Below are 13,983 nucleotides of genomic sequence, written 5' to 3' on the forward strand. Positions count from 1 at the left end.
TACAGGTCCTGGATTTCGCGCAGCGACGACACCCCGAGATCCGCGGCCCGACGCTCGCCGCCGCGGTGCGTGATCCGGTCGACGCCCGCCGGGCCCGCCACGTGCTGAGCGAAAATCAACGGGTGCTCGATTGTGTTGCGGCACTTAACAGTTCGGACTTCGCCCAGGCGGGACGAATCTTCAGCGCCTCCCACGCGTCCATGCGCGACGATTTCGAGATCACCACCGAACACATCGATCTGATCGCGGACACCGCGGTGCGCGCGGGCGCGCTCGGCGCCCGGATGACCGGCGGAGGGTTCGGTGGCTGCGTGATCGCGCTGGTGCCCACCGACCGCGCCGGCGCGGTCGGTGAGGCGGTACGACGCGCGGTGTGCGACGCCGGTTTCCGGCCACCGGTCATCGCCCGAACCCATGCCGCCGCCGGCGCGGGACCGGATGGGTGAACGAGCCGACCGGCGATGTGGAAGTGCGGGCATACGCCGAGCTCAACGATTTCCTGCCGGCCGAGTCGCGCGGCCTGGCGGTGCGCCGCCCCTTCCGGCCGCACCAGACCGTGAAGGACGTGCTGGAGGCGATGGGCATCCCGCACACCGAGGTCGACTTCATCCTGGTGAACGGGTGCCCGCGGGACTTCACCTACCGCCCAAGTTTCGGCGACCGCATCGCCGCGCACCCCGGGCCGCGGCGGGTGGACGATCCGCGGTTCGTCGTCGACGTCAACCTCGGTCGGCTGGCCTGGCTGCTGCGCCTGCTCGGGTTGGACGTGTGGTGGACGAACGACGCCGACGACAAGACGCTGGCCGACATCAGCGGCGAGCAGCGCCGGATCCTGCTGACCCGTGACCGTGGCCTATTGAAGCGCCGCGCCGTCACGCACGGCCTGTTCGTCCGCTCCCACGATCCCGAGGAGCAAGCGCTCGACGTGCTGCGACGGCTGGACCTGGGGCACCGGCTGGCGCCGCTCACCCGCTGCGTGCGGTGCAACGGCACGTTGAGCCGGGTCAGCAAGGACGAGGTGATCGACCAGTTGGAGCCGCTGACGCGCCAGCACTACCAGGAATTCAGCCGCTGCGCTGAATGCGGGCGGATCTACTGGCCCGGTTCGCACTACGCGAAACTGGTCCGGCTCGTCGAAAGCCTGCGCGACCGGCTGGGGTGACCGTCCGGGCGCCGCTATATTCCTTGGCCATAGCCGTAACGCACGCGCCGATAGCTGTAACGTAACGGATATGCCGAAGATGGCGTGCGCGGAGTGCGGGGCGGGCTTCTCGGCACGCTCCGACGCGTTGTACTGCTCGCCGGCCTGCCGGCAGAAGGCTTACCGTGCGCGGTCGACGCGCCGGATGGCCGTTTTGCGGGAGACCCTGCGGCGAAGCGTGGGCAGGGGTGCGCACCCCGAGGCCGTCAGGTCGCTGCACCGTTCCGTCGCCAGTTCCATGGAACGCGCCCGCGAACAGCTTGCCCGATCGCGCGAACTATGCCGCGTGTCCGAGCTTCGGCTGCGGGAAAGCGACGTCATCTGTCGAGAGTCGCTCAGGAAGCGGGCGGCGCGGGCGGCGTCGACGTCAGACACGGAGCGTGCGTGGTGGCTTGGGAGTTAAACGGCCAGACGCCGGCGGTGGAGCAGGCCCTCGCCGGCGGTACGCCGCAGCGGGCCGGTTGGTTTCGCTTCTACTTCGAGGACCAGCGCTGGGAGTGGTCGGAGCAAGTGCACCGGATGCACGGCTACGAACCCGGAACGGTGACCCCGACCACCGAGCTGGTGATCGCCCACAAGCATCCCGATGACCGCAACGATGTGGCCGCAACCATCAACGACATGATTGAGAGCCGGCGGCCGTTCAGCACCAGGCACCGCATCGTTGACACCCGGGGCAACACCCACGACATGGTCGTGGTGGGCGATCAGTTCTGCGACAGCAACGGCGATGTCATCGGCACCCACGGCTTCTATGTCGACGTCACATCGACATCGAACCGCGAACGCGAGGAGAACATCAGCGCGGAGGTCGCCGAGATCGCCGAGCGCCGCGGCGCCATCGACCGGACCAAGGGAATGTTGATGTTGGTCTACGGCGTCGACGAGGCGGGGGCTTTCAATCTGCTCAAATCCTTGTCACAGGTGCACAACATGAAGCTTGGCGTGCTTGCCGACCAAATCGCGAAAGACTTCTCCGAATTGGGCAAGGAGCAGATCGCGTCGCGCTCACGGTTCGACCAACGCCTGCTCACCGCGCATCTGCGGGCGGCCGGCTCCGACGATTAGCGGCTATTCAGCCGGGGTCAGGCGCACCGCTCCCAGGTGCATGCGGTCGACCGCCTCGGCGAACTCCTCGCGTGTCGGTATGCGTTGATCGCGGAACTTCAGTCCGATCATCCGCTGGGCGCGCCGAACGCCGTAGGACTCGGCGCAGCGCAGGAAGAGGTCGGAGACGACGGCGCGGTCGCGGATGAGTTCCCCGCGCATCGCGGTCCGCTTGCCGTCGTAGATCACCTGCGCGGGCGCGCCGTCGCGGAAGTTCTGCTTCCAGGGGGCGCCGGTCAGCGCGTAGAGCTGATTGTCAATCACGTGGGCGCTCACCGGAAGTGAGAACGGCCGGCCCGTTTTCCGCCCGGTGAAGTTGAGCACCATGAGTTGCTTGCGGGCGGCGCCGGCGAGCGGGGTGCGCAGCAGGAAGCCCAGCATCGGGTTGACGATGCGCAGGAGCGCCGACGGTGGATGCCCGGCGTCTATCGCATGGGACTGCTCTGGCATGCGCTTACCGTAAGGCCAATCGGTTCCGCGGCCTAGCGATGGCGTGGTGGCGTTCGCGGGACCCTCCCGCGAACGCCACCACGTTCCTCGGTCAGGGGGTGATGGTGGTCTGGTCGTCGATGACGTTGGCCGCGTCCATCAACGGGCCCTCATCGGCCTGCGGGCCCTCGGCGTTGAGCTGGAGCACGTAGACCGCGCCCTGGCTGGGGATCACCACCGTCTTCTGGGCGATGACGCGGGCGCTGCCGTCCTTCTGATAGGTGCCTTTGAGCTGCCACGCCTGGAAACCACCGAGCGTGGATGCGGTCCCGTCGCCGCTGCCCTGGTAACCAGGCAGGTTCTGCACCTCGCCCGGGGCGTACTGAATGAGCTTTGCCGGGTCGACGTCCCCGGAAAGCCTGGAGTACAGCGCCGAAATCGTGGGCGGATCGGCCGGGTTGGTGGGCTGGGTCAAGACGATGCCGCCGTAGGACGTGCCTGCGTTCTGGTTGAGCTGCCAGCCGGCGGGCACCGGCAGGTCGACGTTCGGGCCGGGATCGCCGTGATGAACGGGCGTTTCGGTGATGTGGTTGTCCTTGACGTAGTCGGCGATGGTGTATTTGGCCTTCGCGGCCGGGGCCGAGCTGGTTGCCGACGAGGTCGTGGACGTAGAGGTGGATGTGGACGTCGATGTCGACGATTGACTGCCGGATTTGTGGTCGTTGCCGCACCCGACGAGCGCCAAACTCAGCGCTACGGAAATGGTTGCTAGCGTCAAATGTTTCATGAATCCAATCTCCCGAAAATTGGGGCCGGTACCAGCGCCGGCCACGCCGAAATGACAGTAGCCGAAATGGCGCGCAACTTTGCCGGTATCTTTTTGAACTTTCTGGCGGTACCGTGACCGGCCCACAAATCGTTATCCAATTCGTCTGGAAAACACTCACCCGAAACAACGTTGTCCAGTAAGAGACAGGTATGCGGTCACGAAGGGCCCTCGTCGCGCTTCTGGCGGCGTCGGTCGTCTTCATGGCGTTCATCGCCGCGGCGCCGCCGCCCATTGCCTACGACGGTGAGCCCGCATTCGTGGCCAACCCGGCCGACCACGTCGCCACGTTGATCGGCACCGGGACGGGCGGGCAGACGGTGGGGGAGATCAACAACTTCCCCGGCGCCGCCGTGCCGTTCGGGATGGTGCAGTACTCGCCGGACACGGTCGGCAACTACGCCGGCTACAACTACGACAACCCGCGCGCAAGCGGGTTCAGCATGACTCACGCCTCGGTGGGTTGCGCCGCGTTCGGTGACATCTCGATGTTGCCGACCACCAACGCAATTGGCTCGCAACCATGGAAAGCCTCGGAGCGAATCGCCCACGACGACACCGAACTCGGCGTGCCGGGCTACTACACGGTGCGGTTTCCGGGCACCGGGGTGAAGGCGGAACTCACCGCCACCACGCGCACGGGTGTCGGCCGATTCAGCTACCCGCGCAACGGCAGCCCCGCCCTCCTGCACGTGCGCTCCGGGGCGTCCCTGGCCGGCAACTCCCGCGCCACCATCCAGATCGGCGAGGACAACACCACGATCACCGGCTGGGCCACCAGCGGCGGATTCTGCGGCAAGAACAACACGTACACCGTCTATTTCGCGATGAAGTTCAGCCAGCCATTCATTTCGTACGGAGCGTGGGACGGCAATGCCGTGTATCCCGGTGCCCGCAGCGCGAATTCGCCATACAGCGGCGGCTACGTCGAATTCCCGGCGGGAGCCGCGCTCGAGGTGCGGACCGCGATCTCCTACGTCGGCATCGACGGAGCGCGGGCCAACCTGGCCGCGGAGGGAGCCGGGAGCTTCGACGACGTCCGCGGCGCCGCCTCGAGAATGTGGAACGCCTCGCTGTCGCGCATCGCGGTCGCCGGCCGCAATGCCGACGATCTCGAGACGTTCTACACCGCGCTCTACCGATCGCTGTTGCATCCCAACACCTTCAACGACGCGGACGGACGCTACATCGGATTCGACGGCGCCGTGCACAGCGTGGCCGCGGGCCACACGCAGTACGCCAACTTCTCCGACTGGGACACCTACCGATGTCTGGCGGCTTTGCAGGCGCTCCTCTTTCCGGACCGGGCCAGCGATATGGCCCAATCGCTGGTGAACGACGCTGAACAGAGCGGAGCGCTGCCACGGTGGGCGGTGGCCAACGCCGCGACCGCGGAGATGAGCGGGGACAACGTGGTGCCGCTCATCGCGAACTTTCACGCCTTCGGCGCCGAGGACTTCGACACGAAGGCTGCGCTGCGCTACATGGTGAACGCGGCGACGAAAGGCGGTGTGGGGCTGGGCGGTTACGTGGAACGACCGGGGATCGACACGTATCAGCAATTCGGGTACGCGCCGTTCTCCTTCGAGTTCCGCACCGATGGCTGGATCGCCGCCGCATCGATCACGCTCGAGTGGTCGGTCGACGACTTCACCATTTCGCGGTTCGCCGATGCGCTCGGAGACACGGCAACCGCCGCCGAATTCCAGCGCCGGTCCCAGTACTGGCAGAACCTGTTCAACCCGACCACCCGGTACATCTCGCCCCGAAACTGGACCACCTTCTTCCGCGCCGGCCCGGCGTTCGTGGTGTCCCCGAAAGACTTCGGCCAGGTCGGGTTCGACGAGGGCAACGCCGCGCAGTACGTCTGGTGGGTGCCGCACAATGTGGCCGGCCTGGTGACCGCGCTCGGCGGGCGCCAGGCGGTGGCCGGGCGGCTCGACGGCTTCACCAAGAAGCTCAACGTCGGCCCCAACGAGCCCTACCTGTGGGCCGGTAACGAACCCGGCTTCGGGGTGCCGTGGCTGTACAACTACATCGGTCAGCCGTGGAAGGCGCAGCGCACCGTCGACCGGGTGCGCGGGCTGTTCGGGCCGACGGCCGACGGGGAGCCGGGCAACGACGATCTGGGCGCGATGGCCAGCTGGTACGTCTGGGCGGCCCTGGGCCTCTACCCGAGCACGCCGGGAACGTCGATCCTCACAGTGGCCGCACCGCTCTTCGACCGTGCCGTGATCGCGCTCCCGGGCGGCAAAGCCATCCGCATCTCCGCGCCGGGCGCGTCCGGACCGCGCCACCTCAAATACATCAGTGGCCTGCGTGTCGACGGCCGGGCCACCGATCACACGTGGTTGCCCGAGTCATTCGTCCGCACCGGCGGGGACCTGAACTTCTCGCTCGTCGCGTATCCCGACAGGACTTGGGGCACAAGCGAATCGTCCGCGCCGCCGTCCTTCGGCGCGGGCAGTTCGGCGGTAACCGTCAACATCCCCAACCCCATCGTCACGATCGCGCCGGGCACGACGGGCACGGTGAGAATCGACGCTCAACGAATGATTGATGATGCTGGCGGCTACACCGTCACCGGCACCGCCTCGGACGCCGGGATCACCGTGACACCCACGACGGGACAGTTCTCCTCCGACGGGTCGGCGAGCATCGACGTCCCCATCAAGGTCGACCGGGACGTGGCCCCGGAGTATTACCTGGTGTACTTGACCTCTACGGTCGGCCAAACCGCGCGCACGTCAACCATTCTCGTGGTCGTGCAGCAGGGAACCGAGTGATCCGGCGGCGCAGCGTTAGATCATCTCGTTCTTGGTCAACCACCGCATCACCGGCCAGCCGGCGAACACGGGCAGCCAGCAGGTGAGCACCCGATACAACAGAACGGACGGCACGCCGATGGCCGCCGGCACCCCGAAGGCGGCCAGGCCACCGATCAGCGCCGCCTCGACGGCCCCGACCCCGCCGGGCGTCGGGGCGGCCGACGCCAGCGTTCCGCCGACCATGGTGACCACGGTGCAGGTGACGAACGAAGCGCCGCCGCCGAATGCTTCGACGCTGGTCCACAGGGCCAGCGCCGCACCCAGAGTCGTTCCCGCGCAACCGACTACGATCAACCCGAGTCGTTTCGGCTCCCGCGCGACCTCGACGAGGTCGGTTGTCACCTCCTTGAGTTTCGGGCGCACGTCCGTGGCCAGCCAGCGTCGCAGCGTGGGCACGAACAGAAAGGTGCCGACGATCCCCAGCGCCAGGCCCGCGATCAGGTAGAGGACCGTGGCGGTGGGGACGAAGTGCGACAGGTTCATCGACGCGCCCGCGACGGTGCTGAACAGGATCAGCAACACGAGGTGCATGATCACCTGCACGGATTGCTGCAGGGCCACCGCGGTGGTGGCCCGCATGGCGGACAGCCCGCCGCCCTTTTGCAGGTACCGTGTGCTCAGCGCGAGGCCCCCCACTCCGGCCGGGGTGGTGGTCGCCGCAAAGGTGTTGGCCACCTGCGCGATTGACAGCCTCCAGAAGTTGACCGTCTCATCGGCGGACGCCCACAGCGCGGCGGCCGCCCCGACGTAGGTGAGCGCCGAGACCGCCAGGCCCAGCAGCGCCCACCACCAGTTCGCGGTCCTCAGCTGGAAGAAGAACGTGGGCGCGGTGCTGATGAAGGGGTACGCGACATAGACCAGCGCCCCGAAGAGGACCAGCTGGATGATCTGGCTGCGGGTGAATCGGGTGATGGTCTCGGGTTTGATCTGGTCGGCTCCGGTCTGCCGCTTCACCTCCGCACGGGCGGCCGATATGACGGCGCCCGCATCCGAAATTGATCTGCGAATGGGCCGGGGCACAGCGACTTTCGTCAATCGACGCGACGCGCTCAGGATGGTGTCCCGATCGAACGCCTCGATCGCGGCGGCCACCGCCGATTTGGGCTCATACAGCGCCGACGTCGTCACCAGCAGCTGGGCGATGTCGGATTGGAGTTGGGCTTCGGTGGCGCCGTATTCGGCGCTATGGAAGCCGCCGAAGAGCACGGTGCCGCCGTCGACGGTGATTTCGTTGCCCCGCAGGTCGCCGTGCGCGATCTGCTGGTCGTTGAGGATTCGCAGCGCTTGCCACACCTTCTCCACCGGCGTGGACCGCGCGCATCGGCCGAGCGGCAGGCCATCGGGTGGCTTGTGCGAGTACAGGATCCAGCCCCGGTCGAGGGTGGCGACGGCGATCGTCGCGGTGTTGGCAAGGTTCACCTGTCCGATGGCGATCGTCATCAGGGCGCGATGCTCGACGGCGCGGCGCATGGAGGTCAGCAGGGGCGCGGTCTCGGTGTCGCGCAGTCGCAGCTTGATCCACAGTTGGCGCAGCGTGCCGCCGCTGCGCTGATGCGGACCGTACAGCTCGACGACCGCTTCGCCGTCGGGCTCGTCGCATCCGGCCGAAAGGACGAGCGGGCCGCGACCGGCCGGCCGGACCACGCTCAGCCGCGAGACGACGAAACCGCGCCTGGCCATCGCGCGCACGGCCGCCTCCAGCGGCACCTCGAGCGCGGGGGTGCCGACCACGAGGACCACCAGCGAGCCGACCAGCCAGCCGACGGCCAGGCCCAGCAGGGCGCGGGCCGGCACGATGGCGCTGACGACGAGGTGGATCGGCACGAAGGCCAGCAGCAGCGCCCACCACCAATGCCGCCAGCGCGCGGGCAGCCACGGCCCCGAGACGGTCAGCACCGCCGCCAGCATCCCGATCCAGCGCGGGTCGTCGAGGAACTGCCCCAAGACGGTTTGCAGGCGTTCGGAGAGGTCGAAGTGCCAGCGGGGCGCCGAAAACCCGTTGCCGCCCACCGACAGCGGCAGCGCGGCGAGCAGCGCGGCGGCCGCATACGCGCCGAGCAGTTTCCATTGCCGGCCGACGATGAGACCGATCAAGATCATGAAGGGCAGGGCCAGGATCGCCACGCCGTACGCGAGGTACACCAGATCGGACTGCCGGGGGGAGAGCACCCCGACGATCTGCGAGATGGACTTCTCCAGCGCATCCCACTGCGGGCGGGTGATCAGCGAGCTGGTGATCACCACGGCGAGGAAGGTCACGCTCGCGGCCAGCCGCAGGATGTCGTTGGTGCGCCGGGTCAACGGCTGCAGCAAGCTGCCGGAAACGCTGATCTCGCGCCCGTCGACTCGCATCTGGTAACGATCCTTCGGATCCGTTCGGCGCCGCTGATCGATCCCGCTCGCCGGCTCGCCGACAACTTAACGCCGATACCCGCTTGCGCGACAGCTGCCACCCACGTGGCGCGCGTAGGGTCGTGTACGTAGGTGAGCTAGCGAATCGGAGGGCGTGAACGTGGCCAGAACGGACAACGACACCTGGGAGATCACCGAGAGCGTGGGGGCGACGGCGCTGGGGGTGGCGTCCGCCCGCGCGGCCGAGACGCGCAACGAGAATCCCTTGATCCGGGATCCCTTCGCGCAGATCTTCCTCGACGCCGCCGGCGACGGGGTGTGGAACTGGCACTCGGCGCCGCAGCTGCCGGACGAACTCGTCGAGGCCGAACCGGAATTGCCGCTGCAGATGCAGGCGATGGTCGGCTACATGGCGTCGCGTACCGCGTTTTTCGACGAGTTCTTCCTCGCCGCGACGCGCGCCGGCATCCGGCAGGCGGTGATCCTGGCGGCGGGCCTGGACGCGCGGGCGTGGCGGCTGCAGTGGCCGGACGGAACCACCGTCTACGAGTTGGACCAGCCCCGGGTGCTGGACTTCAAATCGTCGACGCTGACCGAACACGGGGCGCAGCCCGCGTGCCACCGCATCGCCGTCCCGGTCGACCTGCGCCACGATTGGCCGGCGGCGTTGCGGCAGGCCGGGTTTGACCCCTCGGCGCCCAGCGTGTGGTCGGCCGAGGGGCTGATGCCGTACTTGCCGGCCGCCGCCCAGGAGTTGCTGTTCGACCGCGTGCACGGGCTGACCGCCCCGGGCAGCCGCGTTGCCGTCGAGGCGCTGGGCCCCAAGTTCCTCGACCCGGAGTTCCGCGCGAAGCGCCGCGCGCGGATGGACCGGGTGCGCGCCTTGATGGCGCGGGTGGACCCGGACCGGGAGGTGCCGAGGACCGACGAGCTGTGGTACTTCGAGGAGCGCGAGGACGTCGGTGACTGGTTCCGCCGCCACGGCTGGAGCGTGACGGTCACCCCGTCCGACAAGCTGATGGCCGGCTACGACCGCGCGGCGCCCAAGGAGGTCGAGGATGCCGTGCCCGGAAACCTGTTCGTGTCCGCGGAACGGCCGCAGGGCTAGCGGAGGTCGCGGCGAGCGACTCGAGGAGCGCCCCGATGCGGGTATATCGATTCGACAACTCACGTGGACTCGACGGTCTCGAGATGAGTGACGAGCCCATGCCCGCCCCGCAACGCGGTGAACTGTTGCTCAAAATCCGGGCGGTGTCACTGAACTATCGCGACATCGCGATCCCGCTGGGGCGCTACGTGCGCGAGAGCAAGTCTGGTCTCGTGCCGTGCAGCGACGCTGCCGCCGAAGTGGCCGAGACCGGTGAAGGCGTTGACGACTACCGCCCGGGCGACCGCGTGGTAAGCGTATTCCACCCCAGGTGGTTCGGCGGCCCGATACCGGCGACGGCGAACTCCGATAGCTACGGCAGCGGGCAAGATGGCTGGCTCACCGAATACAAAGTGATATCGCGGGAATCGGTGGTAGCCACGCCGGACGCCTTGACCGACGAACAGGCAGCGACATTGCCCTGCGCGGCTGTCACCGCCTGGAATGCGTTGGGCGGCCCCACGCCGATCCGCGCCGGCCAGACTGTGTTGACCCTCGGCTCGGGCGGTGTTTCCGTCTTTGCCCTTCAACTGGCCAAACTGCTGGGTGCTCGGGTCATCGCGACGACGTCGAGCCTCGAGAAAGCACAGGCCCTGACCAAGTTGCGGGCCGACGATGTCATCAACTACCGCGACTACCCGCAGTGGAGTGAGCGGGTTCGCGCCCTGACCGACGGCCGAGGCGTCGATCGCGTCGTCGAAGTCGGCGGCCCTGCCACCATCGACCAGTCTTTACGGGCGGTCGCGATTGGCGGAGAGGTGACGCTGATCGGCTTCCTCAGTGAAGCCGACCCCGGCATCGATTACTTCCTCCTCAAGGGTGCCGGCGCGACGACCCGGTCGATCACGGTCGGGGACCGCAGCGATACACAGGAGCTGGTGCGCGCAGTCGGTGCCACGGGAATGCAGCCGGTGATCGACCGTGTGTTCGAATTCGATGATGCCGCAGCGGCATTCAACCGCCTCGCGGCAGGCGAGCATCTCGGCAAGATCGTCATCCGAGTGCACTGACGGGTGTCGTGGGTCCCTTCCTGCCTCGAGCCGTTGACCACCGCGAGGTTGTCATCTACCGCTGCGGGCCGCACCGCTCAGGTGCATCGTCGTCACCGCCCCCTTGTTGGGCGCCGCGCGCGTGGGCGCGCCACCTCTGGAATCCGCGCCGCGCGGCGAACGCCCCGACGATGGCCGTCACGCACCACACCGCGATCGCCGCATAGGCCAACGGCGACGACCGGTTCCCGATCGACGCGCCCAGCGCGGTGTAGACGAACGCGCGTGGCACGGAACCGACGAACGAGCCAATGACCATCTGCCACAAGGGCACTCCGAACGCGCCGAACGCGTAGGACGCGAGCGCATCGGAGATGCCCGGGACGAACCGCTGGCCGACGACCGCCCACAGCCCGCGGCGCTCGATGAGGGCGTCGATGCGGTCGGTGCGTTTCGTCCCCAGCAGCGCCCGGGCGCTGTCGCGCCCAGCCCGCCGGCCGATCAGGCTCGCCACGATCGCGGTGCCGACCGTCGCGCCGAGCGTCACGAAGATGCCGAGGAGGGGGCCGAACAGCAGCCCGCTGGCCGCCGCCAGGATCGAACCCGGCACGAATACCGCACCCAGCGCGGCCGACGCCACCACATAGGTCAGCGGCGCCGCCGGCCCCGTCGCGGAGACCACCCGCCGCAGCTCCTCCACGTGGACGACGCGCGCGATGGCCACCAGGTAGAACATCAGGAGCAGGAAGGCGACGAACACGCCGAGCCGCACGATATGGGCGCGCCGGGACGCGGGTTCCGGTGTCGGCGCGGAGCCGTCGCTGTTGTCCATGCTGACCGCGATTCTTCCGCACCGTGCGCGGTCGTCGTAAAGTGCCACACATCAGGGAGTCGCATCCCTGTGAGAGGCGTTCCCCGAGATGTCCGAGCACCCTGAGCCAGCGCGGGGCAAGCGGATCGTCGTCTGCCTCGACGGCACCGCCAACCAGATCGGGGCCGGCAACCTCACCAATGTCGCCAAGCTCTTCGAGATGCTGGACAAGGACGACCCGGCCGGGCAGCTCGCCTACTACGACCCCGGCGTCGGCACGCTGGCGCCGGCGTCGGCGCATTCGAAGCTGTCCCGCACCAAGGACTTATTGTTCGAGAAGGCATTCGGCCTGGGGCTGAAAGGCAATGTCGCACAGGCCTACCGCTATGTGATGCAGCATTGGCGCCCGGGTGACGCGCTGTACATCTTCGGATTCAGCCGCGGCGCTTACACCGCGCGTGCGTTGGCCGGCATGCTGCTTCGGCCGGGATTGCTGCGGCCCGGCTCGGAGAACCTGCTGCCGTACGCGGTCGAAAAGTACGCCATAAACCGCTATTTCACCCCGGACGAGTACGCCCGCTGGGCCGAGTTCGCCCGCGCGTTCTGCTGGCGCACCGAGGACGAGCCGCTGTTTTCCACCGTGCGGCAGAACAGCCCGAATCAGGTGTGGCACCACGCGGTGCCGGTGGCGTATCTCGGCCTGTGGGACACCGTCAAGGCGGCCGGCTTCCTGCGGTTCGGCAACCTGCGCTGGCCCTACACGCGCTCGCTGCCCAACGTCGCGCGCATCCGCCACGCCGTCTCGATCGACGAACGCCGCCGTCCCTACCGCGAATACCTCGTCGAGCGCCATCCGCGGGGGCTGGAGGAACGCTGGTTCGCCGGCGTGCACGCCGATGTCGGCGGCACGTTCATGCCCGATCACCGGCTCGCCACGATCGCGTTGAAATGGGTCACCGACGGGATCGTCGGTGAGCTGGCGATCGACGCGGCTGCCTACCGGGAGCAGTGCGCGGTGACCGAAGACTTCGCGAACGCGCCGATCCACAACAACGGCAAGCTGTGGTACCTCGTCGGCTGCCGGCGCCGCCCAATGGGCCCCGACGCACTGGTGCATCCGAGCGTGCTCGTGCGCCGCCGCGACAACCCTGGCTACCTACCGAATCTGACCGACCAACGGCTCAGCGCCGACCCCACCGACTGGACGTCCCCCGCGTTGTGAAGGAGAAACGCCATGGCCCTCAGTTCGCTGACCACTCTCGACCAGTACAAAGCCGCGCCGTTTCCGCCCGGCTACCCCGACAACACGCGAACGTTCTACAGCCCGGTCGACCGTGTGCATGAGGCGCTCAAGGACTTGCTGACGTCGGCCGACAAGAGCATCGTGGTCGCGATGTACGGCTACGACGACCCGGAACTGAATTCGGTGCTGCAGTCGTCGCTGAACGACGAAAAGATCTATGTACAAATGAGTCTCGACTCCACGCAAGCCGCGGGAAAGTCCGAGCGCGCTCTGTTGGCCCCCTGGCTCAACGACAAGACCGGCAACAGCATCGCGATCGGCCACAGTGAGAAGTCGGCGATCATGCACTTGAAGATGGTGATCATCGACGGCGTCGACGTCATCACCGGCTCGACCAACTGGTCCACCGGCGGAGAATCCAAGCAGGACAACCAACTCACCGTGATCCGGGACCCGTACGTGTGCGCGGAAGCCCGTTCACGCATCGACATCATCCACGACGGCATGCTCAAGCAGATGGCGGCGAAGGCGCAATCCGGCGGCGCGCACTAGGCTCCCCACCGGAGGCGCGCAGCCGCTGCGCCAGTCCGGTCGCCCGCACGGCGCGGCGCGCGATGGCGGCGCGCACGGAAGCCTCGGAACCTGCCACCCGGACCTTGGTCTTCGCCCGCGTCACGGCGGTGTAGAACAATTCGCGGGTCAGCAGCCGCGAATCCTCCGGCGGCATCAGCACCGTCACCTCGTCGGCCTGGCTGCCCTGGCTCTTGTGGATCGTCATCGCATGCATGGTCTCGATGTCTGTGAGCCGGCTGGTCGCGAAGCTCAACGTTCCGGCGGCGCCGGCGATGACGGCCCGCAGCCCGTCGCTGCCGACCACGACCACTCCGGCATCCCCGTTGTAGACCTTGAGCCCATAGTCGTTGGCGGTCACCAAGACCGGCCGACCGGCGTACCACGCCGAGGTTATCGGCTGACCCGTCTCCTCCGTGAGCCAACGCTCCACCTGCCGGTTCCAGTGCGACACCCCGTACGGGCCGTGCCGGTGCGCGC

Annotated in this window: 12 protein-coding genes and 1 pseudogene; 8 read left to right on the forward strand and 5 right to left on the reverse strand. The window is 67.7% G+C overall.

What is annotated here, in order from left to right; all coding sequences use genetic code 11:
- The 3 genes and pseudogenes from A5697_RS05145 to A5697_RS05160 form a co-directional block, all read left to right on the forward strand.
- Window positions 1-446, forward strand: a pseudogene (locus tag A5697_RS05145) (galactokinase); the annotation flags it as partial.
- Entirely contained in the window at window positions 443-1,162 is a 720-nt protein-coding gene (locus A5697_RS05150) for a Mut7-C RNAse domain-containing protein (protein WP_068008550.1), read from the forward strand. The pseudogene A5697_RS05145 and the gene A5697_RS05150, both read left to right, overlap by 4 nt.
- Window positions 1,163-1,588: 426 nt before the next feature.
- Entirely contained in the window at window positions 1,589-2,269 is a 681-nt protein-coding gene (locus A5697_RS05160) for a PAS and ANTAR domain-containing protein (protein WP_067948458.1), read from the forward strand.
- A gap of 3 nt (window positions 2,270-2,272) precedes the next feature.
- Here A5697_RS05160 and A5697_RS05165 read toward each other — a convergent pair whose 3' ends face one another.
- Entirely contained in the window at window positions 2,273-2,758 is a 486-nt protein-coding gene (locus A5697_RS05165) for a hypothetical protein (RefSeq protein ID WP_067948448.1), read from the reverse strand.
- A 91-nt stretch (window positions 2,759-2,849) separates the two neighbouring features.
- Window positions 2,850-3,524, reverse strand: coding sequence for an LpqN/LpqT family lipoprotein (locus tag A5697_RS05170; RefSeq protein ID WP_068008552.1), 675 nt, complete (start codon window positions 3,522-3,524; stop codon window positions 2,850-2,852).
- 191 nt (window positions 3,525-3,715) lie between these two features.
- Here A5697_RS05170 and A5697_RS05175 point away from each other — a divergent pair, with 191 nt between their 5' ends.
- Complete coding sequence (locus A5697_RS05175) at window positions 3,716-6,349, forward strand: GH92 family glycosyl hydrolase (RefSeq protein ID WP_068008555.1); 2,634 nt, start codon at window positions 3,716-3,718, stop codon at window positions 6,347-6,349.
- A 15-nt stretch (window positions 6,350-6,364) separates the two neighbouring features.
- Here the strand turns inward: A5697_RS05175 and A5697_RS05180 are convergent, their stop codons facing one another.
- A complete protein-coding gene (locus A5697_RS05180) occupies window positions 6,365-8,743 on the reverse strand; it encodes a lysylphosphatidylglycerol synthase transmembrane domain-containing protein (protein WP_068008558.1) in 2,379 nt (792 codons plus the stop codon).
- Between the two features lie 160 nt (window positions 8,744-8,903).
- Between A5697_RS05180 and A5697_RS05185 the strand changes: the two genes are divergently transcribed.
- Together A5697_RS05185 and A5697_RS05190 are read left to right on the forward strand one after the other, a co-directional pair.
- The gene (locus A5697_RS05185; RefSeq protein ID WP_068008569.1) at window positions 8,904-9,851 is read left to right on the forward strand and encodes a class I SAM-dependent methyltransferase; all 948 of its coding nucleotides are present in this window, start codon (window positions 8,904-8,906) and stop codon (window positions 9,849-9,851) included.
- An 83-nt stretch (window positions 9,852-9,934) separates the two neighbouring features.
- Window positions 9,935-10,900: an NAD(P)-dependent alcohol dehydrogenase gene (locus tag A5697_RS05190; RefSeq protein ID WP_231971976.1), complete on the forward strand. Its 966-nt coding sequence runs from the start codon at window positions 9,935-9,937 to the stop codon at window positions 10,898-10,900.
- A 55-nt stretch (window positions 10,901-10,955) separates the two neighbouring features.
- Here A5697_RS05190 and A5697_RS05195 read toward each other — a convergent pair whose 3' ends face one another.
- Window positions 10,956-11,711: a TVP38/TMEM64 family protein gene (locus A5697_RS05195; protein WP_068008561.1), complete on the reverse strand. Its 756-nt coding sequence runs from the start codon at window positions 11,709-11,711 to the stop codon at window positions 10,956-10,958.
- Between the two features lie 88 nt (window positions 11,712-11,799).
- Here A5697_RS05195 and A5697_RS05200 point away from each other — a divergent pair, with 88 nt between their 5' ends.
- Entirely contained in the window at window positions 11,800-12,912 is a 1,113-nt protein-coding gene (locus tag A5697_RS05200) for a DUF2235 domain-containing protein (protein WP_068008564.1), read from the forward strand.
- Window positions 12,913-12,924: 12 nt separating this feature from the next.
- Window positions 12,925-13,485 (forward strand): phospholipase D-like domain-containing protein, encoded by a 561-nt coding sequence (locus A5697_RS05205; protein WP_067947330.1) that lies wholly within the window; start codon window positions 12,925-12,927, stop codon window positions 13,483-13,485.
- Here A5697_RS05205 and A5697_RS05210 read toward each other — a convergent pair.
- Window positions 13,442-13,983, reverse strand: a 542-nt coding sequence (locus tag A5697_RS05210; protein WP_197500919.1) for an ATP-binding domain-containing protein, incomplete at its 5' end; no start/stop codon positions are given. The two genes, A5697_RS05205 and A5697_RS05210, sit on opposite strands and share 44 nt — an antisense overlap.

This window comes from Mycobacterium sp. E3251 (genome assembly GCF_001666835.1).
GTDB lineage: Bacteria > Actinomycetota > Actinomycetes > Mycobacteriales > Mycobacteriaceae > Mycobacterium.

Coding starts and splice junctions, on each gene's coding strand:
- A5697_RS05165 (WP_067948448.1), bottom strand. CDS start 2,758: ATGCCAGAGCAGTCCCATGCGATAGACGCCGGGCATCCACCGTCGGCG.
- A5697_RS05170 (WP_068008552.1), bottom strand. CDS start 3,524: ATGAAACATTTGACGCTAGCAACCATTTCCGTAGCGCTGAGTTTGGCG.
- A5697_RS05175 (WP_068008555.1), top strand. CDS start 3,716: ATGCGGTCACGAAGGGCCCTCGTCGCGCTTCTGGCGGCGTCGGTCGTC.
- A5697_RS05180 (WP_068008558.1), bottom strand. CDS start 8,743: ATGCGAGTCGACGGGCGCGAGATCAGCGTTTCCGGCAGCTTGCTGCAG.
- A5697_RS05190 (WP_231971976.1), top strand. CDS start 9,935: ATGAGTGACGAGCCCATGCCCGCCCCGCAACGCGGTGAACTGTTGCTC.
- A5697_RS05195 (WP_068008561.1), bottom strand. CDS start 11,711: ATGGACAACAGCGACGGCTCCGCGCCGACACCGGAACCCGCGTCCCGG.
- A5697_RS05200 (WP_068008564.1), top strand. CDS start 11,800: ATGTCCGAGCACCCTGAGCCAGCGCGGGGCAAGCGGATCGTCGTCTGC.
- A5697_RS05205 (WP_067947330.1), top strand. CDS start 12,925: ATGGCCCTCAGTTCGCTGACCACTCTCGACCAGTACAAAGCCGCGCCG.